Source organism: Streptomyces sp. NPDC007264 (assembly GCF_042869095.1).
GTDB lineage: Bacteria > Actinomycetota > Actinomycetes > Streptomycetales > Streptomycetaceae > Streptomyces.
In genome coordinates, this window is sequence record NZ_JBIAFD010000009.1 from 134,871 (window position 1) to 161,720 (window position 26,850).

At 73.2% G+C, this 26,850-nt stretch carries 16 protein-coding genes; 13 read left to right on the forward strand and 3 right to left on the reverse strand.

Annotated elements, in window-relative coordinates:
• Window positions 1-202: 202 nt before the first annotated feature.
• From ACFYMU_RS17735 to ACFYMU_RS17745, 3 genes are all read left to right on the forward strand, one after another.
• Window positions 203-778 (forward strand): sigma-70 family RNA polymerase sigma factor, encoded by a 576-nt coding sequence (locus ACFYMU_RS17735; RefSeq protein ID WP_388373750.1) that lies wholly within the window; start codon window positions 203-205, stop codon window positions 776-778.
• Between the two features lie 203 nt (window positions 779-981).
• The gene (guaB, locus tag ACFYMU_RS17740; protein ID WP_388373752.1) at window positions 982-2,487 is read left to right on the forward strand and encodes an IMP dehydrogenase; all 1,506 of its coding nucleotides are present in this window, start codon (window positions 982-984) and stop codon (window positions 2,485-2,487) included.
• 136 nt (window positions 2,488-2,623) lie between these two features.
• The gene (locus ACFYMU_RS17745) at window positions 2,624-3,748 is read left to right on the forward strand and encodes a GuaB3 family IMP dehydrogenase-related protein (RefSeq protein ID WP_388373754.1); all 1,125 of its coding nucleotides are present in this window, start codon (window positions 2,624-2,626) and stop codon (window positions 3,746-3,748) included.
• A 728-nt stretch (window positions 3,749-4,476) separates the two neighbouring features.
• On the opposite strand, the gene ACFYMU_RS17750 is transcribed toward ACFYMU_RS17745, so the two are convergent.
• Window positions 4,477-5,685, reverse strand: coding sequence for a nucleotide sugar dehydrogenase (locus ACFYMU_RS17750; protein WP_388373755.1), 1,209 nt, complete (start codon window positions 5,683-5,685; stop codon window positions 4,477-4,479).
• A gap of 258 nt (window positions 5,686-5,943) precedes the next feature.
• Here ACFYMU_RS17750 and ACFYMU_RS17755 point away from each other — a divergent pair, with 258 nt between their 5' ends.
• Window positions 5,944-7,650, forward strand: a complete 1,707-nt coding sequence (locus tag ACFYMU_RS17755) for a glycerol-3-phosphate dehydrogenase/oxidase (protein WP_388373756.1) — start codon at window positions 5,944-5,946, stop codon at window positions 7,648-7,650.
• Window positions 7,651-7,768: 118 nt separating this feature from the next.
• Here the strand turns inward: ACFYMU_RS17755 and ACFYMU_RS17760 are convergent, their stop codons facing one another.
• A complete protein-coding gene (locus ACFYMU_RS17760) occupies window positions 7,769-8,821 on the reverse strand; it encodes a serine hydrolase domain-containing protein (protein WP_388373758.1) in 1,053 nt (350 codons plus the stop codon).
• 275 nt (window positions 8,822-9,096) lie between these two features.
• Between ACFYMU_RS17760 and ACFYMU_RS17765 the strand changes: the two genes are divergently transcribed.
• The 5 genes from ACFYMU_RS17765 (at window position 9,097) to ACFYMU_RS17785 (ending at window position 19,323) form a co-directional block, all read left to right on the forward strand.
• Complete coding sequence (locus tag ACFYMU_RS17765; protein WP_388373760.1) at window positions 9,097-11,163, forward strand: protein kinase; 2,067 nt, start codon at window positions 9,097-9,099, stop codon at window positions 11,161-11,163.
• Window positions 11,164-11,334: 171 nt separating this feature from the next.
• Window positions 11,335-13,920: a protein kinase gene (locus tag ACFYMU_RS17770; protein WP_388373762.1), complete on the forward strand. Its 2,586-nt coding sequence runs from the start codon at window positions 11,335-11,337 to the stop codon at window positions 13,918-13,920.
• A 173-nt stretch (window positions 13,921-14,093) separates the two neighbouring features.
• Window positions 14,094-15,719: a serine/threonine-protein kinase gene (locus ACFYMU_RS17775; protein WP_388374046.1), complete on the forward strand. Its 1,626-nt coding sequence runs from the start codon at window positions 14,094-14,096 to the stop codon at window positions 15,717-15,719.
• A 151-nt stretch (window positions 15,720-15,870) separates the two neighbouring features.
• Complete coding sequence (locus ACFYMU_RS17780) at window positions 15,871-17,466, forward strand: serine/threonine-protein kinase (protein ID WP_388373764.1); 1,596 nt, start codon at window positions 15,871-15,873, stop codon at window positions 17,464-17,466.
• A 114-nt stretch (window positions 17,467-17,580) separates the two neighbouring features.
• A complete protein-coding gene (locus ACFYMU_RS17785; protein ID WP_388373765.1) occupies window positions 17,581-19,323 on the forward strand; it encodes a serine/threonine-protein kinase in 1,743 nt (580 codons plus the stop codon).
• Window positions 19,324-19,367: 44 nt separating this feature from the next.
• Here the strand turns inward: ACFYMU_RS17785 and ACFYMU_RS17790 are convergent, their stop codons facing one another.
• Complete coding sequence (locus tag ACFYMU_RS17790; RefSeq protein ID WP_388373767.1) at window positions 19,368-20,300, reverse strand: AraC family transcriptional regulator; 933 nt, start codon at window positions 20,298-20,300, stop codon at window positions 19,368-19,370.
• Window positions 20,301-20,395: 95 nt separating this feature from the next.
• Between ACFYMU_RS17790 and ACFYMU_RS17795 the strand changes: the two genes are divergently transcribed.
• The 4 genes from ACFYMU_RS17795 (at window position 20,396) to ACFYMU_RS17810 (ending at window position 26,814) form a co-directional block, all read left to right on the forward strand.
• Window positions 20,396-21,346, forward strand: a complete 951-nt coding sequence (locus ACFYMU_RS17795) for an MBL fold metallo-hydrolase (RefSeq protein ID WP_388373769.1) — start codon at window positions 20,396-20,398, stop codon at window positions 21,344-21,346.
• The gene (locus ACFYMU_RS17800) at window positions 21,343-23,136 is read left to right on the forward strand and encodes a protein kinase (RefSeq protein ID WP_388373771.1); all 1,794 of its coding nucleotides are present in this window, start codon (window positions 21,343-21,345) and stop codon (window positions 23,134-23,136) included. The genes ACFYMU_RS17795 and ACFYMU_RS17800 overlap by 4 nt, the downstream gene beginning before the upstream one ends.
• Before the next feature lie 137 nt (window positions 23,137-23,273).
• Window positions 23,274-24,914 (forward strand): succinic semialdehyde dehydrogenase, encoded by a 1,641-nt coding sequence (locus ACFYMU_RS17805; protein WP_388373773.1) that lies wholly within the window; start codon window positions 23,274-23,276, stop codon window positions 24,912-24,914.
• A gap of 37 nt (window positions 24,915-24,951) precedes the next feature.
• Complete coding sequence (locus tag ACFYMU_RS17810) at window positions 24,952-26,814, forward strand: GMC family oxidoreductase N-terminal domain-containing protein (RefSeq protein WP_388373775.1); 1,863 nt, start codon at window positions 24,952-24,954, stop codon at window positions 26,812-26,814.
• Window positions 26,815-26,850: the final 36 nt, after the last annotated feature.

Sequence of the window (26,850 nt, forward strand, 5' to 3'; positions counted from 1 at the left end):
GGCAAAGCGGCCCGCCGGGTGCCCGCTGCTCGTTTCGCCGGGGATGCCGCATCCTTGAGGTGTGGAGTTCCTCGGGGACGAGTCGGTCGAGCGTGAGGGGAGGGCGCAGGAGATGAGTTCCGGCGCACCTGCTCATAACGCTTCGGTGCACAACTACGGACGCGGTGCCACGGATCGAACGACGCCGAGGCACCATGGACCGATGCGCGACGACGAGACGACGGTGATCGGTGCGCTCGTCCACCGCGCCGTCGACGGCGACCAGCAGGCAACTCATGATCTGCTCGCCCGCGTCCACCCCTTGGCCCTCCGCTACTGCCGTACACGCCTGTCGCGACTGCCCGGCGACGCGCGGCACTTCGTCGAGGACCTGGCCCAGGAGGTCTGCGTCGCGGTACTCCTCGCGCTGCCGCGCTACAAGGACACCGGGCGGCCGTTCGAGGCGTTCGTCTTTGCGATCGCCGCGCACAAGGTCGCCGATCTGCAGCGCGCGGCGATGCGCCACCCGGGCTCGACGGCGGTCCCCTCGGACGAGATGCCGGAGCGCCCGGACGATTCGCTCGGCCCGGAGGAGCGGGCGTTGCTGAGCAGCGACGCCGAGTGGGCCAAGAAACTTCTGGCCAACCTCCCCGAGAACCAGCGAGAGCTGCTCCTGTTGCGCATCGCGGTCGGCTTGACCGCGGAGGAGACGGGACAGATGTTGGGAATGTCACCGGGGGCGGTGCGGGTGGCGCAGCACCGGGCGCTGAGCCGGCTGCGGGCGCTCGCCGAACAGTAGGCCCCCGCCCGGGCCCCTTCCCCCCCGGCAGGGCCCCGCGGGGCCCTCTCCCCGGCATGCGGCACGCTCCGGATGAGCAGGCCGTCCGCCGTTTCCGTACGAACACACGAAGCCCGGAGTCGCTCCCAGCCGTGGAATGACCAAGCCGTGCTTCCCGTTAGCATGGACATCCGCACCGATCAAGGCCATTTGGGGAAGGTGTCATGACTGCCAACGTCGACGGAGTGCCCGAGAAATTCGCGACACTCGGGCTGACCTACGACGACGTGCTGCTGCTGCCGGGCGCGTCGGACATGGCGCCCGACCACATCGACACCGCCTCGCACGTGTCCAAGAACGTACGAGTCAACATTCCGCTCCTGTCCGCCGCCATGGACAAGGTCACCGAGTCGCGCATGGCGATCGCGATGGCCCGCCAGGGCGGCGTCGGCGTGCTCCACCGCAACCTCAGCATCGAGGACCAGGCCAACCAGGTCGACCTGGTGAAGCGCTCCGAGTCCGGCATGGTGGCCAACCCGATCACCATCCACCCGGACGCCACGCTCGCCGAGGCGGACGCCCTGTGCGCCAGGTTCCGCATCAGCGGCGTCCCGGTCACCGACCCCGCGGGCAAGCTGCTCGGCATCGTCACCAACCGCGACATGGCCTTCGAGAACGACCGCTCCCGCCGGGTGCGCGAGGTCATGACCCCGATGCCCCTGGTCACCGGCACGGTCGGCATCTCCGGCAGCGACGCCATGGAGCTGCTGCGCCGCCACAAGATCGAGAAGCTTCCGCTGGTCGACGACCAGGGCATTCTCAAGGGCCTGATCACGGTCAAGGACTTCGTGAAGGCGGAGCAGTACCCGAACGCCGCGAAGGACGCGGAGGGCCGCCTCCTGGTCGGCGCCGCGGTGGGCGTCGCGGGTGACGCCTTCGAGCGCGCCCAGGCCCTGATCGAGGCGGGTGCCGACTTCATCGTCGTCGACACCGCGCACGGCCACTCCCGGCTGGTCGGCGACATGGTCGCCAAGATCAAGTCGAACTCGTCGGGCATCGACGTCATCGGCGGCAACGTCGCCACGCGCGAGGGCGCCCAGGCCCTCATCGACTCCGGCGTGGACGGCATCAAGGTCGGTGTGGGCCCCGGCTCCATCTGCACGACCCGTGTCGTCGCCGGCATCGGCGTCCCCCAGGTGACCGCCATCTACGAGGCGTCGCTCGCCGCCAAGGACGCCGGCGTCCCGGTCATCGGCGACGGCGGCCTGCAGTACTCCGGCGACATCGCCAAGGCCCTGGTCGCCGGCGCCGACACGGTGATGCTGGGCTCGCTCCTCGCGGGCTGCGAGGAGTCGCCCGGTGAACTGCTGTTCATCAACGGCAAGCAGTTCAAGTCGTACCGCGGCATGGGCTCCCTGGGCGCCATGCAGTCCCGCGGCGAGCGCCGCTCCTTCTCCAAGGACCGCTACTTCCAGGAGGGCGTCGCCTCCGACGAGGAGCTGATCCCCGAGGGCATCGAGGGCCAGGTGCCCTACCGCGGCCCGCTCTCCTCGGTCGTCCGCCAGCTGGTCGGCGGCCTGCGCCAGTCGATGTTCTACGTCGGCGGCAGGACGGTCCCGGAGCTCCAGGCGAGGGGCCGGTTCGTGCGGATCACGTCCGCGGGCCTCAAGGAGAGCCACCCGCACGACATCCAGATGACGGTCGAGGCGCCGAACTACAGCAAGATGTGATCCACGCGGGCGTGGCGCACGTCCGAGGGCGGCCCCGGAGGCTCCGGGGCCGCCCTCGCCGTACCTCTGGAACGGCCCCCGCCGCACCCGTCGGGGATACTGGAGGCGCTGAAACGCAGAGGGAAAGGCCACAGAGGTGACTGAGATCGAGATCGGGCGCGGCAAGCGCGGCCGCCGGGCGTACGCCTTCGACGACATCGCCGTCGTCCCCAGCCGCCGTACGCGGGACCCGAAGGAGGTCTCGATCGCCTGGCAGATCGACGCCTACCGCTTCGAGCTGCCGTTCCTGGCCGCCCCCATGGATTCCGTCGTCTCCCCGGCCACCGCGATCCGCATCGGCGAGCTGGGCGGCCTCGGCGTGCTGAACCTCGAGGGTTTGTGGACGCGGTACGAGGACCCGCAGCCGCTCCTCGACGAGATCGCCGGGCTGCCCTCCGAGTCCGCGACCCGCCGCCTCCAGGAGGTCTACGCGGCTCCCATCAAGGAGGAGCTGATCGGCCGGCGCATCAAGGAGGTGCGCGACGCGGGCGTGGTCACCGCGGCCGCGCTGTCCCCGCAGCGCACGGCCCAGTTCTCCAAGGCGGTCGTCGACGCCGGCGTGGACATCTTCGTCATCCGCGGCACGACGGTGTCGGCGGAGCACGTCTCCCACTCGCACGAGCCGCTGAACCTGAAGCAGTTCATCTACGAACTGGACGTCCCGGTGATCGTCGGCGGCTGCGCCACGTACACCGCGGCCCTGCACCTGATGCGCTCGGGCGCGGCCGGGGTGCTGGTCGGTTTCGGCGGCGGCGCCGCCCACACCACGCGCAACGTCCTCGGCATCCAGGTTCCCATGGCCACGGCGGTCGCGGACGTCGCGGCGGCCCGCCGCGACTACATGGACGAGTCCGGTGGCCGGTACGTGCACGTGATCGCGGACGGCGGCGTCGGCTGGTCCGGCGACCTCCCCAAGGCGATCGCCTGCGGCGCCGACGCCGTGATGATGGGCTCCCCGCTGGCCCGCGCCACCGACGCGCCCGGCAGGGGCCACCACTGGGGCATGGAGGCCGTCAACGAGGAGCTGCCGCGCGGCATGAAGGTCGGCCTCGGCACGGTCGGCACGATCGAGGAGGTCCTCACCGGCCCCTCGCACACCCCGGACGGCTCGATGAACTTCTTCGGCGCCCTGCGCCGCGCCATGGCCACCACCGGCTACAGCGAGCTGAAGGAGTTCCAGCGCGTCGAGGTGACGGTGGCGGACTCCCAGCACAGGCGGTGACGCCCCGCTCGCCCTGAGCGCAGGGGCCCGGTCCACCCGTCGGGGTGGGACCGGGCCCCTTTGCGTGACGTTCGCGCGGACACGTGCCCAGGTGGGGGGCGCATCGGCGGCGGCGGGGGCGCACGGTTGCCTTCGGGGCGAATACGCGGGGGAGAGGCGTGCCGGAGCGGTAGCGTCCGTGTCCGGCGACCCGGTTGTCTGGGGCCGCCCCCTTCCAAGGACATGGTTCCGGACCCCGGCCCCTCGGGGCCCGGCCCGAGTTCCAACGGACCGTCCACCGGGCTACTGGGCGGCGTCGTGGAAGGGGGCGCGCCCATGGGCCGTCACCGCAAGCCCACCCGCTGGGACCGTAGCCGTCTGTGGATGGTGAAGTGCCGGAGGAGGTGGATCTTGCGGATTTTCGGACGGTGAGCGGCCGCCCCTAAAGACAATAGGGGCGGACACCCGTGATCCGTCAGGAGCCTGCCGCAGAAAGCCCCTGCGGTGGGCTCCACCTCTTCGTACGGTACCGGATCCGCCGTAGGGCGGTGGGGTGCCGGACGGGTGGTCCTTGCGGATTCCCGGACGGTGAGCGGCCGCCCCTAAAGACAATAGGGGCGGACACCCGTGACCCGCCGGGAGCCTGCCGCAGCTAGCCCCTGCGGTGAGCTCCACCTCTCCGTACGGTAGCGGCGCCGCCGCCCCCCGGACCACCGTCCTCCGCGGCCCGGCCACCCACGCGCCCCCTTTCACAACCGGTGCGCCGTCCCCGCCGGCGTCGCCCCCCGTGTGTCCAGCAGCAGCTGCGCCTTCACCGACAGGCCCTGGAGGTCGTAGGTGCGGTGCTGCTGGAGCAGGATCGTCAGGTCGGCGTCGGCGGCCGCCTCGTAGAGCGAGTCCGCACGCGGGACCGGCCGGTCGAGGACGTTCCACGCGGGGACGTGCGGGTCGTGGTAGCTGACCGACGCGCCCAGTTCCATCAGGCGCAGCGCGACCTCGCGCGCCGGGGCTCCCTGCTGGTCGGCGAGGTCCGGCTTGTAGGTGACGCCGAGCAGCAGGACGCGGGCGCCGCGGGCCGACTTGCCGTGCTCGTTCAGGAGGGCGGCGGCGCGCTGGACGACGTACCGGGGCATGCGGCTGTTGACCTGCTGCGCCAGTTCCACCATCCGCAGGGTGCGGCCGGCGGGGCCCGTCAGGTCCTGGGGCACCGCGTGCCCGCCGACGCCCGGTCCGGGGCGGAACGCCTGGAAGCCGAACGGCTTGGTCTCGGCGCAGCGGATCACGTCCCACAGGTCGACGCCCAAGTCGTGGCAGAGGACCGCCATTTCGTTGACCAGGGCGATGTTGACCTGCCGGTAGTTCGTCTCAAGGACCTGTACGGTCTCCGCCTCCCGCACTCCACGCGCGCGTACCACCTTGTCGGTGAGGCGCCCGTAGAAGGCGGCGGCGGACTCGGTGCAGGCGGGGGTGAGGCCGCCGATGACCTTCGGGGTGTTGGCGGCCCCGAAGCGGCGGTTGCCCGGATCGACACGGCTGGGTGAGTAGGCGAGGTGGAAGTCGCGTCCCGCGCGCAGACCGGAGCCCTCTTCGAGCAGCGGACGCAGGAACCCGTCCGTGGTGCCGGGGGACACCGGCGACTCCAGGATCACGGTGGTGTGCGGGCGCAGCCGCTGGGCGAGCGTCCGGGCGGCCGACTCCACCTGGGTGAGGTCGAGCGTGCCGTCGGCGCCCTGCGGGGTGGGGGCGCAGATGACGGCGGTGCGGACCCGTCCGAGTTCGGCGGGGTTGCCGGTCGGCCGGAAACCCCGCGCGAGCATCCGGCGCAGTTCGGCGGCGGTGAGGGAACCCGTCTCGGGCCCCGTCCTGTACCCGAGGGTGGGGATGCCGGCGGCGACGGCGGCCTGGGCCAGGGGCAGGCCGAGAGGACCGAGTCCGATGACGGCGAGATCTGCGGGCATGACGTGGGCGGTCCTTCCCAGTAACCGAAGGGGGGCTGGTGCGCAAGCGCTGTGGACTCAATGAGCGAGACGCAATGTCAGACTAGGAGTAAATATGACCGATTTGCGGGATTGACGGAGTGTGTTTCCTTGTGTGTTGTCCACAGGCCGTGAGTGCGTGGTGGCCGAAGCCGTGCATCCCGGTCAGACTTTGGGCAGGAGGTGTGAGTCGGGTTCCGCCCGACGGGTGCGGCCGGCGCGACGGAGCGGGAGGCAGCGGTGAGGACAGGGACACTGGGGCCGGCGCAGCGCGCCGAGGCGCTGGCGGGGATGGCCGAGCGCGAGCTGGACGTGCTGGTGGTGGGCGGAGGGGTGGTCGGGGCGGGCACCGCGCTGGACGCCGTCACGCGTGGGCTGGCCACGGGCCTGGTCGAGGCGCGTGACTGGGCGTCGGGCACCTCCAGCAGGTCCAGCAAGCTGATACACGGCGGACTGCGCTATCTGGAGATGCTCGACTTCGCGCTGGTGCGCGAGGCCCTGAAGGAACGCGGACTGCTGCTGGAACGCCTGGCACCCCATCTCGTGAAGCCGGTCCCGTTCCTGTACCCGCTCCAGCACCAGGGCTGGGAGCGGCTGTACGCGGGCACGGGCGTCGCGCTCTACGACGTCATGTCGATGGCCCGCGGCCATGGCCGCGGCCTGCCGGCGCACCGGCACCTGAGCCGCCGTCACGCGCTGCGCGTCGCACCGTGCTTGAAGAAGGACGCGCTGGTCGGCGCCCTCCAGTACTACGACGCGCAGATGGACGACGCCCGCTATGTGGCCACGCTGGTGCGCACGGCCGCGTGGTACGGGGCGAAGGTCGCCAACCGCGCCCGGGTGACCGGGTTCCTGCGCGAGGGCGAGCGGGTCGTCGGTGCCACGGTGCAGGACGTGGAAGGGGGCGGGGAGTACGAGATCCACGCCCAGCAGGTGGTCAACGCGACGGGGGTGTGGACCGACGACACCCAGGCGATGGTGGGCTCACGGGGCCAGTTCCACGTACGGGCGTCCAAGGGCATCCATCTGGTGGTGCCGCGTGACCGGATCAACTCCACGACCGGGCTGATCCTGCGCACCGAGAAGTCGGTGCTGTTCGTGATCCCGTGGGGCCGCCACTGGATCGTGGGCACCACCGACACCGGCTGGGACCTCGACAAGGCGCACCCGGCCGCCTCCAGCGCGGACATCGACTACCTGCTGGAGCATGTGAACTCGGTGCTGGCCGTGCCGCTCACGCGCGACGACGTCGAGGGTGTGTACGCGGGCCTCAGGCCGCTGCTCGCCGGGGAGTCGGACGCCACCAGCAAGCTGTCCCGGGAGCACACGGTGGCCCATCCGGTGCCCGGCCTGGTCGTCGTGGCCGGCGGCAAGTACACGACGTACCGGGTGATGGCCAAGGACGCGGTCGACGAGGCGGTGCACGGCCTCGACCAGCGGGTCGCCGACTGCGTCACCGAGGACGTCCCGCTCCTGGGCGCCGAGGGCTACCGGGCGATGTGGAACGCGCGGGCGCGCATCGCGGCACGCACCGGGCTGCACGTGGTGCGGGTGGAGCACCTGCTCAACCGCTACGGGACGATGGCGGAGGAGGTCCTCGACCTGATAGCGGGCGATCCCTCGCTGGGCGCGCCGCTCCGGGCGGCGGACGACTATCTGCGGGCCGAGGTCGTGTACGCGGCTTCGCACGAGGGCGCGCGGCACCTGGACGACGTGCTGACCCGGCGCACCCGGATCTCGATCGAGACGTTCGACCGCGGCACACTCAGCGCCCGGGAGGCAGCCGAGCTGATGGCGCCGGTGCTCGGGTGGGACCAGGACCAGATCGAGCGCGAGGTGGAGCACTACCGGAAGCGGGTGGAGGCGGAGCGGGAGTCGCAGCGGCAGCCCGACGACCTGACGGCGGACGCCGCGCGGTTGGGGGCGCCGGACATCGTGCCGCTGTGACCCGCCGGCCGTCGGAGGACCCCGGCTGCGCCGAGGGACCCGGCGCAATCCGCGAGCCCCGCCGCCATCACTCGAACGAGTGGCGGATTGCGGGAGTTGTGTGCGAGGCCGGCTCGTTCTACGAGGTGCGGGGGCAGAACTCGGCCGTGAGCAGGTCCCGTTCCAGCCCGGAGTCTGCGAACCCGTCCGTGTTGACGCGGAAGGTGAGGACACGACGGCCGTCGGCGGTGGCCGCGGTGCGCACGTAGCTGCCGGAGATCCGGCCGTTGTGTCCCCACACCGTCGTGCCGCACGGAAGCCTCGCCGGATACAGCCCCATGCCGTACGAGCCGTGTGCGGCACGGGTGTCGAGCATCTCCCGCAGCGCGGACGGGGGCAGCAGCTCGCCGCCCAGGAGTGCCGCGTAGAAGCGGTCCAGATCGGCGAGCGTGGTCACCAGCTCGCCCGCCGCGCCGGCCACGCGCGGGTCGAGCTCGGTGACGTCGGAGCCGTCGGCGGCGTAGGCGCGGCCGTGCGGCGAGGGAAGCGTGGTGCGGGCGCCGGGGAAGGACGTGCCCGTCAGACGGAGAGGGGTGATGATGCGGCGCTCGGCCTCGACGGCGTACGAGCGGCCGGTGACCTGCCGGACGACCATGCCGAGCAGCACGTAGTTGGTGTTGGAGTACGAGAAGCGGCCCCGGGCGGCCGGAGGGCGGGTGAGTGCGACGCGCACGGCCTGGAGCGGGGTCAGGGGCACGGCGCCCCCGGTGACCGCGGTGAAGTCGGCCAGACCGCTGGTGTGGGTGAGCAGGGCGCGCAGGGTCAGCGCGCGGCCGTCGTTGCCCCTGCCGCGCAGCAGCCCCGGCAGATGCTTCTCCACCGGGTCCGACAGGGACAGCCGGTGCTCGGCGGCCAGTTGCAGCACGACCGTGGCGAGGAAGGTCTTGGTGATGCTGCCGGCGCGGAAGTGGTCGGCGGGGGCGATGCCGTGACCGGCGGCCGCGATGTGCGAGCCCGTCTCCTCACGGGCCAGCAGCGCGGCGGCGGGAGCCCCGCCCCGGGTCACGAGCAGCGGGAGCACGGAGTCCGTCGCCGGGGTCCCGGGCGCCTGGGAACCGCCCGGGGCCAGGCCGAGAAGGGCCACGGACACCGGTACGGCCAGTAGGCTTCGGCGTGTCCGGCGCTGCGGCATCGGCTTCCTTCCCGTCGGTCGGCCCATCATGCTGGACGGTGCGACGGGAGGGCAGGCCGGGGCCCGCCGTTCCGCCCGGTGGCGGAGCGGGCGCCTCGGCGGTGGCCGCACCGGGTGGCCGCGGCACACGCCGGGCCTCGGGATCGCGGCGTCCGCCGCGCCGCGGCGTCCTCCGACGCGGGGGAGCCGCCGCAACACGGGCACCCTGGGCGCCGGGCGGTCCGTGGGTGAGGGACAATGAAGGCTCTGTCAGGGCGGGTTGCATGAGGGGACGCATGTCGGAGGCGGAGCGCGCGGGGACACCCCGTCAGGACCAGAGCGAACGTCTCCTCGCCGGGCGGTACCGGCTGGGAGGTGTACTCGGCCGCGGCGGCATGGGCACGGTGTGGCGGGCCGAGGACGAAACCCTCGGCCGTACGGTCGCCGTCAAGGAACTGCGGTTCCCGTCGAGCATCGACGAGGAGGAGAAGCGCCGGCTCATCACGCGCACCCTGCGGGAGGCCAAGGCGATCGCCCGGATCCGCAACAACGCGGCCGTGACCGTCTTCGACGTGGTCCACGAGGACGACCGGCCCTGGATCGTGATGGAGCTGATCGAGGGCAGGTCGCTCGCCGAGGTCATCCGCGAGGACGGCGTGCTCGAACCCAGGCGCGCCGCCGAGGTGGGACTCGCGATCCTCGACGTGCTGCGCGCCGCGCACCGCGAGGGCATCCTGCACCGCGACGTGAAGCCGTCGAACGTGCTGATCGCCGAGGACGGCCGGGTCGTGCTCACGGACTTCGGCATCGCGCAGGTCGAGGGCGACCCGTCCATCACCTCCACCGGCATGCTCGTCGGCGCCCCCTCCTACATCTCCCCGGAGCGGGCGCGCGGCCACAAGCCCGGCCCGGCGGCGGACCTGTGGTCGCTGGGCGGACTGCTGTACGCGGCGGTGGAGGGCGTGCCCCCCTACGACAAGGGGTCGGCGATCGCCACGTTGACCGCGGTGATGACCGAGCCGGTCGAGGAGCCCAAGAACGCGGGCCCGCTGAAGAACGTCATCTTCGGTCTGCTCGCCAAGGACCCGCAGCAGCGGCTCGACGACAAGGGCGCGCGGGCCATGCTCGACGAGGTCCTCCACGCACCCGATCCCGCTCAGCGGGTGCCGGCGGACGCCACCCGGGTGGTCGCGCTGCCGCCGGCGCCGGAGGAGAGCCGGGACGAGGGCGTCCCCGCCGCCGGGGCCAAGCGGGGCGAGGAGGCCGGCGAGCGGCTGCGCGGCGCGCTGCGGTCCGTGCGCAAGGCCGCGGTCTCCGCGGGCGCGGCCACGGCCGCGGCGGCCACCCGGGCCAAGCCCTCCGGCACCACCCCGACGGCGCCCGAGAGCGCGGCGCCCCTGTCCACGGACGCGCCCGCCGCCGCGACGTCCGGCACGGCCCGCACCGACGGTGCCTCGGCGTCCGCGGCGGACACTCCGGCCGCCGTCACGTCGAACTCCGGTGCGACAAAGCCGCGTTCGGGGTGGCCCGTCGTGCCGGACCCGGACCGCCCGCCGCGCCCGGTGCCACCACCCCGGGCGCCCCTGACCGATGTGGTGTCGAAGCGCACGCTGCTGATCATCGCCCTCGTCGCGGTGCTCGCCGTGGTCGGCACGGTGCTCGCGCTCAACCTCGGCGACGACGGCAAGGACGCGCAGGACAACAAGAAGGGCACCACCAAAGCCACCGTGTCCACCGGCGCGACGCCCACCGCCGCGAACGGCGGGAAGGGCACCGGAGGCTCGCACACGGACAGCGGCAGCACCAGCGGCAGCACCGGCGACAGCGCCACGACGGGGTCGGGCGGGACGAACACCTCGGGCGGATCGCCGGGCACCGGGACGGACACCGCCGCCTCGTCCGGTTCCTCGTCCGGCTCCTCGGGCGGCGACGGCAAGGTGACGACGTACAAGGGCGGCCAGGGCTACTCGATCGGGCTGCCGGCCGGCTGGAAGTACCAGTCGTCGGACTCCGCGGGGGACCGCTTCACGGGCCCCGACGGACAGCGGCTGCTCGTCGCCTGGACGTCCTCGCCCAAGGACGACCCGGTGGCGGACTGGAAGAACCAGGAGCGCTACATGACGCGCTCCCAGTACCAGCGGATCCGCATCGAGAAGGTGGACTACCGCGGCTGGAACACGGCCGACTGGGAGTTCACCTACGCCGACGGCGGCACCACCTACCGGGTCGTCGACCGCGGATTCGTGGTCGACTCGCACCAGGGCTACGGACTGATGTTCACGGCGAAGGCGGCCGGATGGGACGGCGCCGCGCGCAAGGGCGCCTGGAACACGCTGACCCAGACCTTCCAGCCGAAGTCATGACGTACCGCGCGTCCGGCCGGCGTTCCGCGCGGTCGTGTCGCGGGGAGATATGACATCCCGAGGTTGCAGGTTGCCTCCGGCACGTATCGTGAGGGATTGCGGACCGTACGCAATCCGGAACGGGCGGCAACGCGAACGGAATTGACCAGCCGGGCGGCCGGGGGAGGCATCGTGGACGACTATGCGGGTCGGGTACTGGCCGACCGCTACCGCCTGCCGCTGCCACCCGCCGACGAGTACGAACTCGCCGAGACCCGGGCCTTCGACACCTACAGCGGGCAGGAAGTCCTGGTGCGCCAGGTGCCGTTGCCCGAGGTCGTCGAGGCCGAGGTGCTCGACGCGGACGGGCTGCCCGAGGGATTCGTGGCACGGGACGGCCGGGCCCGCGGCGGCTCCGCCCGCACGGCGGCCACGCGCCGGCCCACCGATCCCGCCGTACGACGTGCCATGGAGGCCGCGCAGGCCGCCGCTCGGATACCCGACCACCCCCGGCTCGACCAGGTCTTCGACGTGTTCGCCGAGGGCGGCTCGCTGTGGATCGTGAGCGAACTGGTGGCGGCGCGCCCGCTGGCGGCGCTGCTCGCGGAGCAGACCCTGACGCCCTACCGCGCGGCCGAGGTCGCCTCCGACGTCCTCATGGCGCTGCGCGTGCTGCACGCCCACGGCTGGGTGCACCGCAACATCACCGCACGCACGGTGCTCGTCTGCGACGACGGCCGCGTCATGCTGACCGGACTGGCGGCCGGCGCGGCGGAGGAGGCGCTGTGCGGATACGACCCGGTGCCGCCGGAGGAGTCCGGGAGCGGTACGGACTCGCCGGACCGGGACCCGGAGGGGCCGCCGCCGGGCGCCGGCGGACCCGGCGGCACCGTCGACGTCTCCGGTACGGGCTCGTTCGGGGCCGTGGCCGGGGCCGCGCGGGGCGTGGACCCCGAGGCCGCGCGGCGGGCCGCGATCGAGGCGCGGGCGGGCGGCGTGGCCCGGCCCGCGACCCCGCCCGGCGGGGCCACCGCCCCGATCCCCGCGCTCGAGTCCGCGGAGGACGTGCGGGCGGCACGGGCCGGAGCGATCGCGGCCTACCGCGCCGGAGCGCGGGCCGCGGCACGGGTGCAGGAGGAACAGCGCGCCGACCGCGCGGCGCTGCCCGCTCCCCGGCCGCCGGCCGGCACGGGCGCCGCGGTGCCGGAACGGGACCCCGGCGGGCAGCAGGAGCACCGGCCCGCCACCCCGCCCTCGGGACAGGTCGCCGACCCGTACGGAGTGGGCCGTACGGCCTCCTGGCACGGCGCGGTACCGCGCCCGGCGGCACCCGCCCCGGGCGGCCGGGACCGCGCGGCGCCGCCCGGCGGCACACCCGCGCCCTCCCACGGCATCGTCGCCGGCCCGCACGGGAACGCCCTCCCGGGCACCCCCGCCGCCGAGGGCGGTGCCCCCGGCCCCGCCGCGGGCGCGGGCGTCCCCGCGGCCCCCTGGAGCCACCGCGGCCCGGCCACCGCCCTCGCCGCCGAACGCGCGCGCCAGGCGCGGATGGCGGTCGTCGGGCCCGTCACCGAGCGGTGGGCGCCCGAGCAGGCGGGCCCCGTGCACGAGAACTGGCAGCTGGCCGCTCCGATCGGGCCCGCGACCGACCTGTGGGCCCTGGGCGCGCTGCTGTTCCGGGCCGTGCAGGGGCATGCGCCGTATCCCGAGGAGAGCACCGCCGAGCTGGTCCAGCTCGTCTGCGCCGAACCGCCCGCCTTCGCCGAGGAGTGCGGTCCGCTGCGCCCGGTCGTGGAGTCGCTGCTGCGTCAGGACCCCACCGACCGCCTCGACTTCGAGGAGCTGCGCGGCTGGCTGCGCTCCCTCGTCCGGTCGGCGCCCGAGCCCGAGGCGGGGGCCCATGTCGTCGCGGCGCCGCCCGTCGACCCGCGCCGGCTGCCGATCGTGCGCCGCCGCGGCGAGCTGGTCCGCCGGCGCCGTGCGGGGCTGCCCGCGGCCACCCGCGCCCGCCACCGGCGCGCCAAGGACGACCGGGCACCCGGGCCCCGCCGCCTGGGCCGCACCCTGCTCCTGCTGATCCTGCTCGCGCTGGCCGCGGTGATCGCCTACGCCGTGGTGTTCATGCCCAAGGCCGGCAGCGCCGACGGCACGTCGGGGCAGCGCACCGGTGCGGCCGGGGACGTCGGCCCCGCCCCGCGGCAGTCCGAGTCGGGCGGTGCCGGGGAGCCCGGTCAGGGCGGCTCCCGGGAGACCGGCGAGGGCGGTGCCAAGAGCCCCTCCCCGTCGGCCGGTTCGCCCCAGACGCAGACCGGCGACCCGGAGGTCGCCCAGGGCTTCGCCCTGCGCAAGGACCCCGAGGGCTTCAGTGTCGCCGTCGCGAACGGCTGGGACCGCGCCCCGAAGAACGGCCGCGGCCAGATCGTCTACTCCCGGGGCGACTTCGAGCTGATCGTCGTGCCCGGACGCGACAGCACCAGCAGGTACGGCGGCGATCCGCTGACCTACCAGCGGGAGTCGGAGCCCGAACTGCAGCCCTTCCGCGACTCGACCTGGGCCACCTCCAGCGGGATGCGGCGCATCGACGTGGGCGGACGGACCATGGCCGAGGGGCAGTTCACCTGGACGGACGGCGACGGACGCCAACTGTACGTACGCAACCTGGCGGTCATCGTCTCGGGCCGCTACCACGTGGTGCAGGTCCGCGGTCCGGAGGCCGAACGCGACGAGGTGACCCGGCTGTACGAGCAGGCCGAACAGACGTACCGAGTGGTCGGCTGACCGCGCGTCATCCGGGCGCGGGCCCGATTGCGCTGAGTGTGCGGTGGTTCCGTCACGTACCTGAAAGGGAGAACCGTCACAGTGCGGTCTCCGAACGACCCCGCCGGTTCCCTGTGCCGGGGCCGCTCTTTAGTCTGACCTCGTCAAGACCATTGCGGGGAAACGTGAATCAGATGCAGGGCCTGCTCCTCGCGGGCCGCTACCGGCTCGTCGACTCGATCGGCAGCGGTGGCATGGGCCGGGTGTGGCGCGCCCACGACGAGGTGCTGCACCGGGCGGTCGCCATCAAGGAGCTGACCGCCGCACTGTACGTCACGGAGAGTGACCGGCCTGTACTCCTCGCCCGTACCCATGCCGAGGCGCGGGCCGCCGCGCGCATCAACCACTCGGCCGTGGTCACCGTCCACGACGTCCTGGAGCACGACAACCGGCCGTGGATCGTCATGGAGCTGGTCGAGGGCGCCTCACTGGCCGACGCCGTCAAGGAACGCGGACGCGTCGACCCCGCCGAGGCCGCGCGCATCGGCCTGTGGGTGGCGCGCGCCCTGCGGGCCGCGCACACCGCGGGCGTGCTGCACCGCGATGTGAAGCCCGGCAACGTCCTGCTCGCGGCCGACGGGCGCGTGCTGCTCACCGACTTCGGGATCGCGCAGGTCGAGGGCGACACGACCATCACGCGCACCGGGGAGATCGTCGGCTCCGTCGACTACCTGGCCCCCGAGCGCGTCCGCGGCCACGACCCGGGTCCCGCCTCCGATCTGTGGGCGCTCGGCGCCACGCTCTACACGGCGGTGGAGGGAAGGTCGCCCTTCCGGCGCACCTCGCCGCTGACCACGATGCAGGCCGTCGTCGACGAGAACCCCACGCCGCCGGGGTTCGCGGGCGCCCTGGAACCGGTGATCTCCGCGCTGCTGCGCAAGGACCCGGCGCACCGGCCCGGTGCCGCGGAGCTGGAGCACATGCTGGCCGAGGCCGCGGAGGGCCGGCGGCCGAGGGCGGCGCAGGAGTACGTGGCGACGCAGCACATGAGCCTGGACGGCGACGGTGACACCACCACGCACGTGCCCGGTCCCCGGGAGGCGCACGACGCGAGGACGTCCGGCGGCACCCTGCACCAGCCCGCTCCGCCGCCGCCCGCGCCCCGCAGACGCCGCCGCGGCCGCACGATCGCGCTCGTCCTCGCGGCGGCCGCGATCGTCGGCGCGGCGGGCGCGCTGGCCACGGACCACTTCGGCGGCCGCAGCGACGCCGGCGGCGGGTCCACCTCCACATCCTCCCCGACGCCCACGCCCACGCCCACACCCGAGACCAGCGCGGACCAGGCCGCGAGCACCGTGCCGGCAGGCTGGGTGCGCGTGCAGGACCCCGCGGGCTTCAGCCTCGTCCTGCCCAGCGAGCGCTGGAAGCGGAAGGTGTTCGACGCCCACCAGACCGACTACACGCCCGACGGCGGCAGGCACTTCATCCGCATCGCCGTCGACGACTCCCCGGACTTCGACGATCCGCACGAACACCAACTCGACCTGGACCAGCAGCTCCAGCGGCTGGTCGACTACGAGCGCATCACGTTGGAGCCCGACGTCTACCGGGACCGCAGGGGCTCCCGATGGGAGTACACGTGGACCGCGCTGGCCAAGGACACGCAGTTCCCAGGGCCGCGCCACGCCGTCGAGGAGACGTACATCGGCCGTGACGGCGTCGAGTACGCCATCTACATGTCCGGCCCCGCCGCGGACTGGCCGACCACGAGCGCCCGGTTCGACGCGGTGCTGCGGGGATGGCGGCCGCCGTCCGGCTGACGGACGCGGCGCCGCGTCCCCCGCGGGCGTCTCCCGCAGGCGTTCGCCGTGTGCCCTGCACGCCCCGCTCGTGCGCCCGCGTACGTCGTATGCCGGCCAGCCTGAGGACGGCGTTCCGGAGGGCCGACCCCCCGTGCGGCATGATGGGCGCATGGGGACCGAGGGGGAGAATGTCCGTGTCATAGCGGGGCGCTACCGGCTGGAGGAGCGGATCGGCCGGGGCGGCATGGGCGTCGTCTGGCGGGCAGCCGACCAGCTGCTCGGCCGGCAGGTGGCGGTCAAGGAACTCGTCGTCGATCCCTCGCTCTCCGCCGAGGACGCCCGGCTGCACCGCGACCGCACCCTGCGCGAGGCCCGCGCGGTCGCTCAGTTGCGCCACCCGCACATCGTCGTCGTCCACGATGTCGTCGAGGACGACGAACGCCCCTGCCTCGTCATGGAGCTGATCGACGGCGGCTCGCTCGCGGAGCGCGTCGCCCGGCACGGCCCCGTCGACGCCCGTGAGGCCGCGCGCATCGGCATCGCGTTGCTGGGCGCGTTGCGCTGTGCGCACGGCGCGGGCGTGCTGCACCGCGATCTCAAGCCCGCGAACGTCCTGTTGGAGGCGGGCACCGACCGTGTCGTCCTCACCGACTTCGGCATCGCGCAGGTCGCCGGAGCCACCACGCTCACCGAGAGCGGCTCGTTCGTCGGCTCGCCCGAATACACCGCCCCGGAGCGGATGTCCGGCGACCGGACCGGGCCCGCGTCCGACCTGTGGTCGCTGGGCGCGCTGCTGTGCGCGGTCCTGAGCGGCGAATCGCCGTTCCGCCGCGACTCGCTGGGCGGGATCCTGCACGCGGTCGTCATGGACGAGATCCGTCCGCCGGCACAGGCGCAGCCGATCCTGCCCGTCGTACGGGGGCTGCTGGAGCGCGATCCGGACCGGCGCCTGGACGCCGCCGAGGCCGAACGGCTGCTGCGGGAGTTCCTGGAGACCGGACGCACGCCGCGGGTGACCGTGGCGTACACGCCGACGCAGCGGGATCTGCCCCGGCGCGCGGCGCAGGCGCCGCCGCAGGAGGCATCCGGAGCCCCGACCCCGCCGACGGCGGCGGTGCGGACCGGGCCGTACCCGGCGCGGAACGTGCTCGCCGCCGCCGCCCTCGTCGCGGCCATGGTGGGTGCGGGTGTCTCGGCGGCGGCGCTGCTGATGCACGGCGGCGGCAACGACGGCGGCAACGGCGGGGGCGCACCGGCGAGTTCCGGCCCGCACCGTGCGTCCTCGGCCACGACCGGGGCGTCCGCGTCGGCCGCCCCCCGCACGGCGCCTTCGGGATACCGGCTGGTCCGCGACCCCAACGGGTTCTCGCTCGCGGTGCCCGACGGTTTCACCCGCAGCCCGCAGGGCGAGCGCATCTTCTACCTGTCGTCGGGGCGGACCTTCCGGATCGGCGTCAAGACGACGGACCCGCAGGTCGGCGGCCCGCTCGCGGTGATGCGGCGCGCGGACGGGAGCGGACCCTCCGCGAACCCGGGGTACCGCGACGGCCGGGTCACCGAGACCTCGCACGGCGGGAACCCGGCCGCGCTGTGGGAGTTCACCTGGAACGGCTTCACCACCGCGGAGGGCCCACGGCACACCTACGACCTGTGCTGGGAGCAGGGCGGCCGGATGTACGACGTGTGGGTGTCGGCGCCGGTCGGGAAGGTGCGGGAGGCGAAGGAGTACTTCGACGTGGCGGTGGACACGTTCGCACCCGGGTAGTCCGTACCGCGTACCGGCCCAAAAGGGGGATAGGCCGCGAGGTGCGTCACGGGTCTGTGACCGGAATCGGGCGGGGGTGGCTGACGACGCACCCGGCGCGATAAGCATGACCGTATGAGCAACTACGGGGGAGGGCCGTACCGGTCCGACGAGCCGACGAGTTTCGGACTGCAGCCGCCGCAGCCGGGCGCGCCCTACCCGGGAAACCCGTACGCCCAGCAGCCGCAGCCGCAGCCGCAGCCGCAGCCGCAGCCGCAGCCGCAGCGGTCCGGGCCTCAGACCTCGTCCGAGCCCCGTGCGGCGCAGGCGGCTCCTCCGCCCCGTCCGGCCCCCACCCAGGTGGTGCCCGAGGCGCCGCGGGAGCCGGGTGCCGGACGGCTGATCGCCGGGCGCTACCGGCTGCTGGCGAAGCTCGGCCACGGCGGTATGGGCACGGTCTGGCGGGCCGAGGACGAGACGGTCGGCCGCGAGGTCGCCGTCAAGGAACCCCGCGTCCCCGATCATCTCCCCGTACGTGAACAGGCCACCGCCTTCGAGCGGATGCGGCGCGAGGCCCGGGCCGCCGCCCGCCTCGACCACCCGGCCGTCGTGAACGTGCACGACGTGGCGGTGGTGGACGACCGGCCGTGGATCGTGATGGAGCTGGTGCAGGGCCGCTCCCTCGGGGATGCCCTTCAGGAGGGCACGCTCGGGGTGCGCGAGGCGGCGAGGATCGGCCTGGAGGTCCTCGGCGCCCTGGAGGCCGCGCACGCGGCGGGCATCCTGCACCGCGACGTGAAACCCGACAACGTCCTGCTCGGCCGGCACGACCGCGTCGTCCTCACCGACTTCGGGATCGCCCAGATCGAGGGCGAGACCAGCCTGACGGACACGGGCGGCTTCGTCGGCTCGCCCGAGTACATCGCGCCGGAGCGGGTGCTGGGCCAGCGCCCCGGCCCGGCGTCGGACCTGTGGTCGCTGGGCGTGGTGCTGTACGCGGCGACGGAGGGCGTCTCCCCGTTCCGCCGCACCAACACCCCCGCCACCCTCCAGTCGGTCCTCAACTCCACGCCGGCGGCTCCGGCCTCGGCACGCGGCCCGCTCGCCGACGCCATCGACGGCCTGCTGCACAAGGACCCCTCGCGCCGCCCGGACGCGGCCGAGGTCCGCCGGCTGCTGGAGGACGCGGCGCGGCCGCCGCAGCCGACGCAGCCCATGCAGATCGCGGTCCCCGGGGTCGCGGGCGCCAAGGGCATCCGCCTCGGCCGTCGCGCGCTCCTGGGCATCGGCGCGGGTGTCGTCGCGACGGCCCTGGCGGCGTACCTGCTCGTCGCCGACCCGTTCGCGGGCCCGCTGCCGGACGGCTGGAAGCAGTACCAGGAGAAGGCGCTGGGCGCGACGCTGGCCGTTCCCGCCAAGTACCAGGTGGGCAGGCCCACCAAGGACGACACGGACAAGAACTGGGTGACGTACACCGACTGGAGCGGCAGCATCTGGATCGGGCTGCACCTGGACAGGAAGTCCGAGGACTCCAACCACCAGATCAAGGACTCGGCGGCGGCCCAGATGTACGCCGACAACGGGGACTTCAAGCAGAACGGCGCCTACGCGCTCGCCATGCCGGCGGCCGCGACGACGAAGACGGACCCGAAGCAGAGCACGTACCACGGCAGGCAGGCGGCCGAGAACACGGTCGTCTACACGACCAACGACACCCAGAACCCGCGCCCCCGGGAGCTGAAGCTCTTCTACTACAAGGACTCCGCGGGCAACATGTACAAGCTGACGGTCAGTTACCCGGGCAACGGCGACTTCACGGAACGGGGCCGCGAGGTGGCGAAGACCGCGATCGCGAACCTGGACATCCGCAAGCTCTAGACCGGGATGACCCGAACGACGGGTGAACTGCGCCGGGCCCCGGCCTAGGACGGTGAGCCTGTGCGCACCGCGGCCCGGTACCTTCCCGGCGTCGTCCCGAACTCCCTGCTGAAGGCGTGCGAGAGGGCGTACGGGGTGCCGTACCCGGCGTGGCGGGCGATCGTCGCCAGGGAGTCCTCGGTGTCGCGGAGCCGCGCGGCGGCAAGCGTCAGCCGCCACCAGGTGAGGTAGGACATGGGCGGGCGGCCCACCAGCTCGGTGAAGCGGCGGGCCAGCGTCGCACGGGACACCCCCGCCTCGGCGGCGAGGCGATCGTTGGTCCAGGGCGCGGCCGGGTCCGAGTGCAGGGCCCGCAGCGCGGCCGTGGTCACCGGATCGTCCAGCACCGCCGGCCACGCGCCCGTCGCCGCCTGTGTCATCCACGCGCGGACCATGTAGACGAGGAGCAGGTCGAGCAGGCTGGGCAACGCCAGGCAGGAGCCCGGGCGGCGTTCGTCGACCTCGCGGGCCAGCAGGTCCACGGCCGACCGGAGCTCGGGGTGGCGGCCGACCCGGTTCGGCAGATGGACCACCTCGGGCAGTTCCGCCATCAGCGGGTGCACCCGACTGCGGTCGAGCCGGTACTTGCCGCACAGCAGCTCCACCTCCCTGCCCGCGGCGTCGGCACGTGCGGCCGCCGCCCCGGTCCGGCGCAGCTCGGCGAGCACGGGCGCCCGCCGCACACGCGTCGCGTCGGCCGGTCCCTCGGCCAGCACGTGCCCCGCGCCGTGGGGCAGCAGCACCACGTCGCCCGCGCCCAGCGTCACCGGGTCGCCGCCCCCATCGGGCAGCAGCCAGCAGCCGCCCGCCAGGACGACGTGGAAGCCCGCGCCCTCATAGGGGTCGAGTCGTGCGCACCAGCTTCCGGCGACCCGCAGCCGGCTGGTGGAGGGCCGTCCGACGCGTACGGCCGCGATCGCGTCGCTCACCACGTCCATGTGCCCACCATAGCCCGCGAGAGTGAGACGCTCACGTATCCGGCTGAGGATATCCGGCATTGAGCGGCTCATGGAGGCCTTCTTAGGGTGGCTCCATGGTTGATGAGAGCGTGCAACGCATGGTGCTGGGCGATGTCGAGATCGTTCGGGTCGTCGACTGGGTCGGCCCCTACCCCCCGGCCCGGACCCTGGTCCCGGGGGCCGCCGCCGAGCTGTGGAGGGAGCACGAGGAGCAGCTCGCACCCGCTCACTGGGATCCCGTGACCGACCGGGCCGTGATCGCGCTCCAGACCTGGGTGCTGCGCAGCGGCGGGCGGACCGTGCTCGTCGACACCGGGGTGGGCAACGGACGCGAGCGGCCCGGCAACCCCTTCTTCCACCGGCGGCAGGACGACTACCTCGGCCGGCTGGCACGGGCGGGCGTCGCCCCCGAGGACGTCGACATCGTCGTCAACACCCACATCCACGGCGATCACGTCGGCTGGAACACCCGTGACGCCGACGGCGAGTGGGTGCCGACCTTCCCCCGCGCCCGCTACCTCGTCCCGGCCGCCGACGACGCCCACTTCGGGCCCGCGAACGGCTACGCGAACGGCTCGCGCCCCGACGACCGCCTGCTCTACGAGGACAGCGTGGCCCCCGTGCACCGGGCCGGGCAGGTGGTGCTGTGGGACGGCGGCCACCGCATCGACGAGAACCTCACCCTGGAGCCGGCCCCCGGCCACACCCCCGGCTCGTCCGTGCTGCGGCTCGCCTCCGGGGGCGAACGGGCCGTCTTCGTCGGAGATGTGCTGCACAACCCCGTGCAGATCCTCCGGCCCGACTGCAACAGCTGCTTCTGCGCCGACCCGCGGCAGGCGGCCGCCAGCAGGCGACGGATTCTCGAACGTGCCGCTGACGAGAGGGAGTTGGTGGTACCCGCCCACTTCGGCGGTGCCGGGGCGGTGGAAGTGCGGCGCGCGGGCGCGGCGTTCCGCCTCGGCCGGTGGGCGGGCTGGTCCCTGCGTCGACAAGGAGGCGTCGCGCACGATAGTCATGGGGGATGAGCAACGACGGTGGCGGCACGGAGGCCGAGAGCCGTGTGATCGGCGGTCGTTACCGGCTGATCGAGCGCATCGGCTCCGGCGGGATGGGCACCGTGTGGCGTGCGCTGGACGAACTGGTCGAGCGGGACGTCGCCGTCAAGCAGCCTCATCTGCCCGGTGACCGGGAGGCCGAGAGCCACCGGCGGGCCGCCAACCGCCTGTACCGCGAGGCCCGTGCCGCCGCCCGCGTCGACCATCCGTCGGCGGTCTCCATCCACGACGTCGTCGTCGAGGACGGAATGCCTTGGATCGTCATGGAGTTGATCCGCGGCGAGTCCCTGCACGAGGTGCTGCGGCGCGGCCCGCTGGAGCCCGCCGAATCCGCCCGCATCGGCCTCGCGGTCCTCGGTGCGCTGCGCGCCGCGCACGCCGTCGGCATCGTGCACCGCGACGTCAAGCCGGCCAACGTCCTGCTCGGCCCGCACGGCCGCGTCGTGCTCACCGACTTCGGCATCGCCCACATCCAGGGCGAGGAATCGCTCACCATGAGTGGGGAGTTCGTCGGCTCGCTGGAGTTCATCGCGCCGGAGCGGATGTCCGGGCGGAGCGCCGGGCCCGCCTCCGACCTGTGGTCGCTGGGCGTGCTGCTGTACGCCGCCGTCGAGGGACGGTCCCCGTTCCGCCGTACGGCGCCGGAGTCCACGCTCGCGGCGATCCTCGCCGACGATCCGCCCGAGCCGAAGCAGGCCGGGCCGCTCGGGCCGCTCATCGTGCGGCTGCTGGTGCGGGAACCGGAGCGACGGCCCGGAGCGGAGGAGACCGGCGCGGTTCTGGAGGCGGTCGCCGCGGGTCGGCCCGCACCTGAGCCGGACGGCGCCGACCCCGACGCCGTACCCCTGACGGGACCGCGATCGGGACCACGATGGGGACCCCGAACGGAACCGAGAACGGAACCGAGAACGGCGTCGGCATCGGAACCGCTAGCGGAAGGGAAAGCGGAGCCGCACCCCGCATCGCAAACCCCGTCGCACGCCGAATCCCGAGCCGAACCCCGAGCCGAAACGCACACCGAAACACCCGCCGAAACGCAGGCCGAACCGTCCGCGGAGCCGCCGCCCGCGCTGCTCTCCGGCCCCGTGACGGAGGCCGTCCCCGCCGTGACGGAAACCGTCCCCGTCGCGCGGCCGGGGCGCCGCACCCCGCGAGGCGCCGCTCCCCTCGCCCTGCTCGGCGCCCTCGTCGCGGGCGGTACCTGGCTCGTCACCTTCCTCCTCGGCGGCCCCGACAGCGGGGCGGCCACGGAGCACACGGCGACCTACAGCTCGGCTCCCGGCGCCGTGTCGAGCCCCACAGGCGTCACATGGGTCGCCCACCGGGAGAAGGCCATGAGGGCCGTCCTCTCCCTGCCGAGCGCCTACCAGGAGTCCGCCAGGCAGGGCGGCGCCGAAGCCCAGCCCCGGCTCGTGGTGTACGAAGCCGGCGGGATCACCGTGCGTCTCACCCAGTGGGACAAGGCACCGGGCTCCCCGATGAGCCGGGCACACGTGGCGCACCGCACCTGGGACGGTTACGAGGGCGATGCGCGGACGCAGTACACCCGCACCAGTTTCCACGGTGACGAGGCCGCCCTCGCCGACACCACCTTCGGCCCGGCCGACTCCCCGACCCGCATCATGCAGCTGTTCGTGCTGACCGGCGACGGCCGCATGTACGAGCTGCGGGTGGACATGCCCAAGGGGACGGCGGACGAGAAGAAGGGAACGGCGGTGTTCAAGGACGCCCGTGACCGTCTTGAGATCGGAAAAGACTGAACAGCGCCCGGCCGCCACCGGGCAATGCCCTGATCAGCGCGTTTCTTGCCAGTGATCACTGGCGTCATGTGAGCACTCGGTGAATCCCCATTACCGACGGGTACACAAACGCTCCGGCCGGGCATACCCTGCGCCTCATGACGGACTCCCAGGCCCCGGAGAAGGCCACAGACGCGACCGGTACGGGCACGGCCGGCACGAACCCCCTCGCACCCGCCCCCGCCGGTGTCCGCACCGCCGTCGACGTGGTCACACCGGAGTTGGTCGCCCAGCTCACCAAGGGTGTGGTCGGCTCCGGCCGCACCGCCAACCACACGCCGTTCACCGGCGACAAGCTGGCCGACCTGCCCGAGTCCACGCCCGAGGACGTGGCGGAGGCGTTCGAGCGGGCCCGCGCGGCCCAGCCCGTGTGGGCCGCCACCCCCGTGCGGCAGCGCGCCGCCGTCCTGCTCCGCTTCCACGACCTGGTGCTCGCCCGCCAGGCCGAGATCCTCGACCTGATCCAGCTGGAGACCGGCAAGGCCCGGCTGCACGCACACGAGGAGGTGCAGGCCGTCGCCGTCGCGGCCCGGCACTACGGCCGCAAGGCCCCCTCGTACCTGGGGCCCAAGCGGCACGTCGGCGCCATCCCGACGCTCACCCGGGTCACCGAACTGCGCCACCCGCGCGGCGTCGTGGGCCAGATCGCCCCCTGGAACTACCCCCTGGAACTGTCGGTCGGGGACGCGCTGCCGGCCTTCGCCGCGGGCAACGCCGTCGTGATGAAGCCCGACACCGAGACGTGCCTGACCGCGCTGTGGGCGCGCGACCTGCTGATCGAGGCCGGGCTGCCCGCGGACGTCTTCCAGGTCGTGATCGGCGACGGACCGGTCGTCGGCCCCGAGGTGGTCAAGCACGCCGACTACGTCTCCTTCACCGGCTCCACCCGCACGGGCCGCCAGGTCGCGCAGGGCGCCGCCGCCCGCCTGGTCGGCGTCTCGCTGGAACTCGGCGGCAAGAACGCGATGTTGGTCCTCCAGGACGCCGACGTCGACAAGGCGGCCGCGGGCGCCGTGCGGGCGTGCTTCTCGTCTGCGGGCCAACTGTGCATCTCCATCGAGCGGTTGTACGTCCACGAGTCGATCGCGGACGCCTTCCTGGAGCGGTTCGTCGCCCGCACCAAGGCGATGCGGCTCGGCGCGTCCCTCGCGTACGGCGCGGACATGGGGTCGCTGGTCGGCGAGCGCCAGCTGGCGGCCGTCACCCGGCATGTCGACGATGCCGTCGCCAAGGGGGCGAAGCTCCTGGCCGGCGGGGTCGCCCGCCCGGACCTCGGCCCGTACTTCTACGAGCCCACTGTCCTCGACGGTGTCGAGGCGCCGATGGCGGTGTGCACGGAGGAGACCTTCGGCCCGGTCGTGTCGATCTACCGCTTCACGACCGAGGACGAGGCGATCGAGCGCGCCAACTCCACCCCGTACGGCCTGAACGCCTCCGTGTGGACGAAGGACGGCCGACGCGGCCGTGCGGTCGCCGCCCGGCTGCGCACCGGCACGGTCAACGTCAACGAGGGCTACGCGCCCGCCTACGGCAGCGTCCGGTCGCCCATGGGCGGCATGAAGGACTCCGGGCTCGGCCGACGCCACGGCTCCGAGGGCATCCTCAAGTACACCGAGGCCCAGACCGTCGCCCACCAGCGGCTGCTGCCGATGGCACCGTCCCTCGGCATGGACGACGAGAAGTACGCGGCGTTCATGAGCCGCAGCCTGAGAGTCATGAAGGCGCTGCGGCTGCGCTGACCGCACCAGCCTCGAACGTTCTCAACGAGGAGAGCACGTGTCACAGGAGAACCCTGCCCGGAACCAGGGCGAACAGCGGAACGAACGGGCCGAACCGGACGAGCGGTCCGACGATCCGTCCTACGACTACGACTACGACGTCATCGTCGTCGGCTCCGGCTTCGGCGGCTCCGTCACCGCCCTCCGGCTGACCGAGAAGGGCTACCGGGTGGGCGTCCTGGAGGCGGGGCGCCGCTTCACCCGCGACTCCCTGCCGAAGAACTCCTGGGACCTCAGGAACTACCTGTGGGCACCGGCCCTCGGCCTGTACGGCATCCAGCGCATCCATCTGCTGGGCAACGTGATGGTGCTGGCGGGCGCCGGGGTGGGCGGTGGCTCCCTCAACTACGCCAACACCCTCTACGTGCCGCCGAAGGCGTTCTTCGACGACCCGCAGTGGCGGGACATCACCGACTGGCAGGAGGAGTTGAAGCCGTACTACGACCAGGCGCGGCGCATGCTGGGCGTGCGGCTCAACCCGACCATGACCCCGTCGGACGTCCACCTCAAGGCCGCCGCCGAGCGGATGGGCTTCGGTGACACGTTCCACATGGCACCGGTCGGCGTCTTCTTCGGCGACGGCGACGACGCCGACGGAGACGTCCGGGTCACGCCCGGCGACGAGGTCCCCGACCCGTACTTCGGGGGCGCCGGGCCGGCCCGCCGGGCGTGCACCGAGTGCGGGGAGTGCATGACGGGCTGCCGCCACGGCGCGAAGAACACCCTCAACGAGAACTACCTCTACCTCGCCGAGAAGGCGGGGGCCGCCGTCCACCCGATGACGACGGTCGTGTCGGTCACGGACGACGCGCGAGGCGGGTACGCCGTCACGACCCTCCCCACGGACAAGAAGCGCAAGGGGAAGGAGCGGACCTTCACGGCACGCCGGGTCGTGCTGGCGGCGGGCACGTACGGTACGCAGACGCTGCTGCACCGCATGAAGGCGAACGGGCAGCTCCCGCACCTGTCGGAGCGCCTGGGCGACCTGACGCGCACCAACTCCGAGGCGCTGGTGGGCGCGCAGACCGACCAACGCCGCTACCGCAAGGCGCACGGCACCGAGGTCGACTTCACCCGCGGCGTCGCGATCACGTCCTCGGTCCACCCGGACGGGAGCACGCACATCGAACCGGTCCGCTACGGCAAGGGCTCCAACGCGATGGGCGGCCTGTCGGTCCTCCAGGTCCCGTACGCGGAGGGCTCCTCCCGGGCCCTGGCCTGGCTCGGGAACGTGGTGCGGCACCCGTGGCTGACGGCCCGGTCCCTCTCCAACCGCCGCTGGTCGGAGCGGACCATCATCGGTCTGGTCATGCAGTCGCTGGACAACTCCCTGACGACGTACCTGAAGCCGAAGGGTGCCGGGAAGGGCCTGCTGACGGCCCGGCAGGGCCACGGCGCCCCCAACCCCAAGCAGATCAAGGCGGCCTCCGAGGCGGCGTCGGCGATCGCCGAGGAGATCAACGGCTTCGCGGGCAGCAACGTGGGCGAACTGATGGGCACGCCGCTGACCGCGCACTTCCTCGGCGGCTGCCCGATCGGTGCCTCACGGGAGACGGGCGTCATCGACCCGTACCACCGGCTGTACGGCCACCCCGGCATCTCGGTGGTCGACGGCGCGGCGGTCTCGGCGAACCTGGGCGTCAACCCCTCCCTGACGATCACCGCGCAGGCCGAGCGCGCCATGTCGTACTGGCCCAACAAGGGGGAGGCGGACCCGCGCCCGGAACAGGGGGCGTCCTACGCGCGCCTCAAGCCGGTCGAGCCCCAGCGCCCCGCGGTGCCGGCGGAGGCGTTCGGCGCCCTGCGCCTGCCGCTCCTGGGGGTGCCGACGGTGCCGCCGAAGAAGGACGCCGTCGGCTGACGGCGTCCGGGTCGGGGGTGGGCCGCGGCGGGCGCC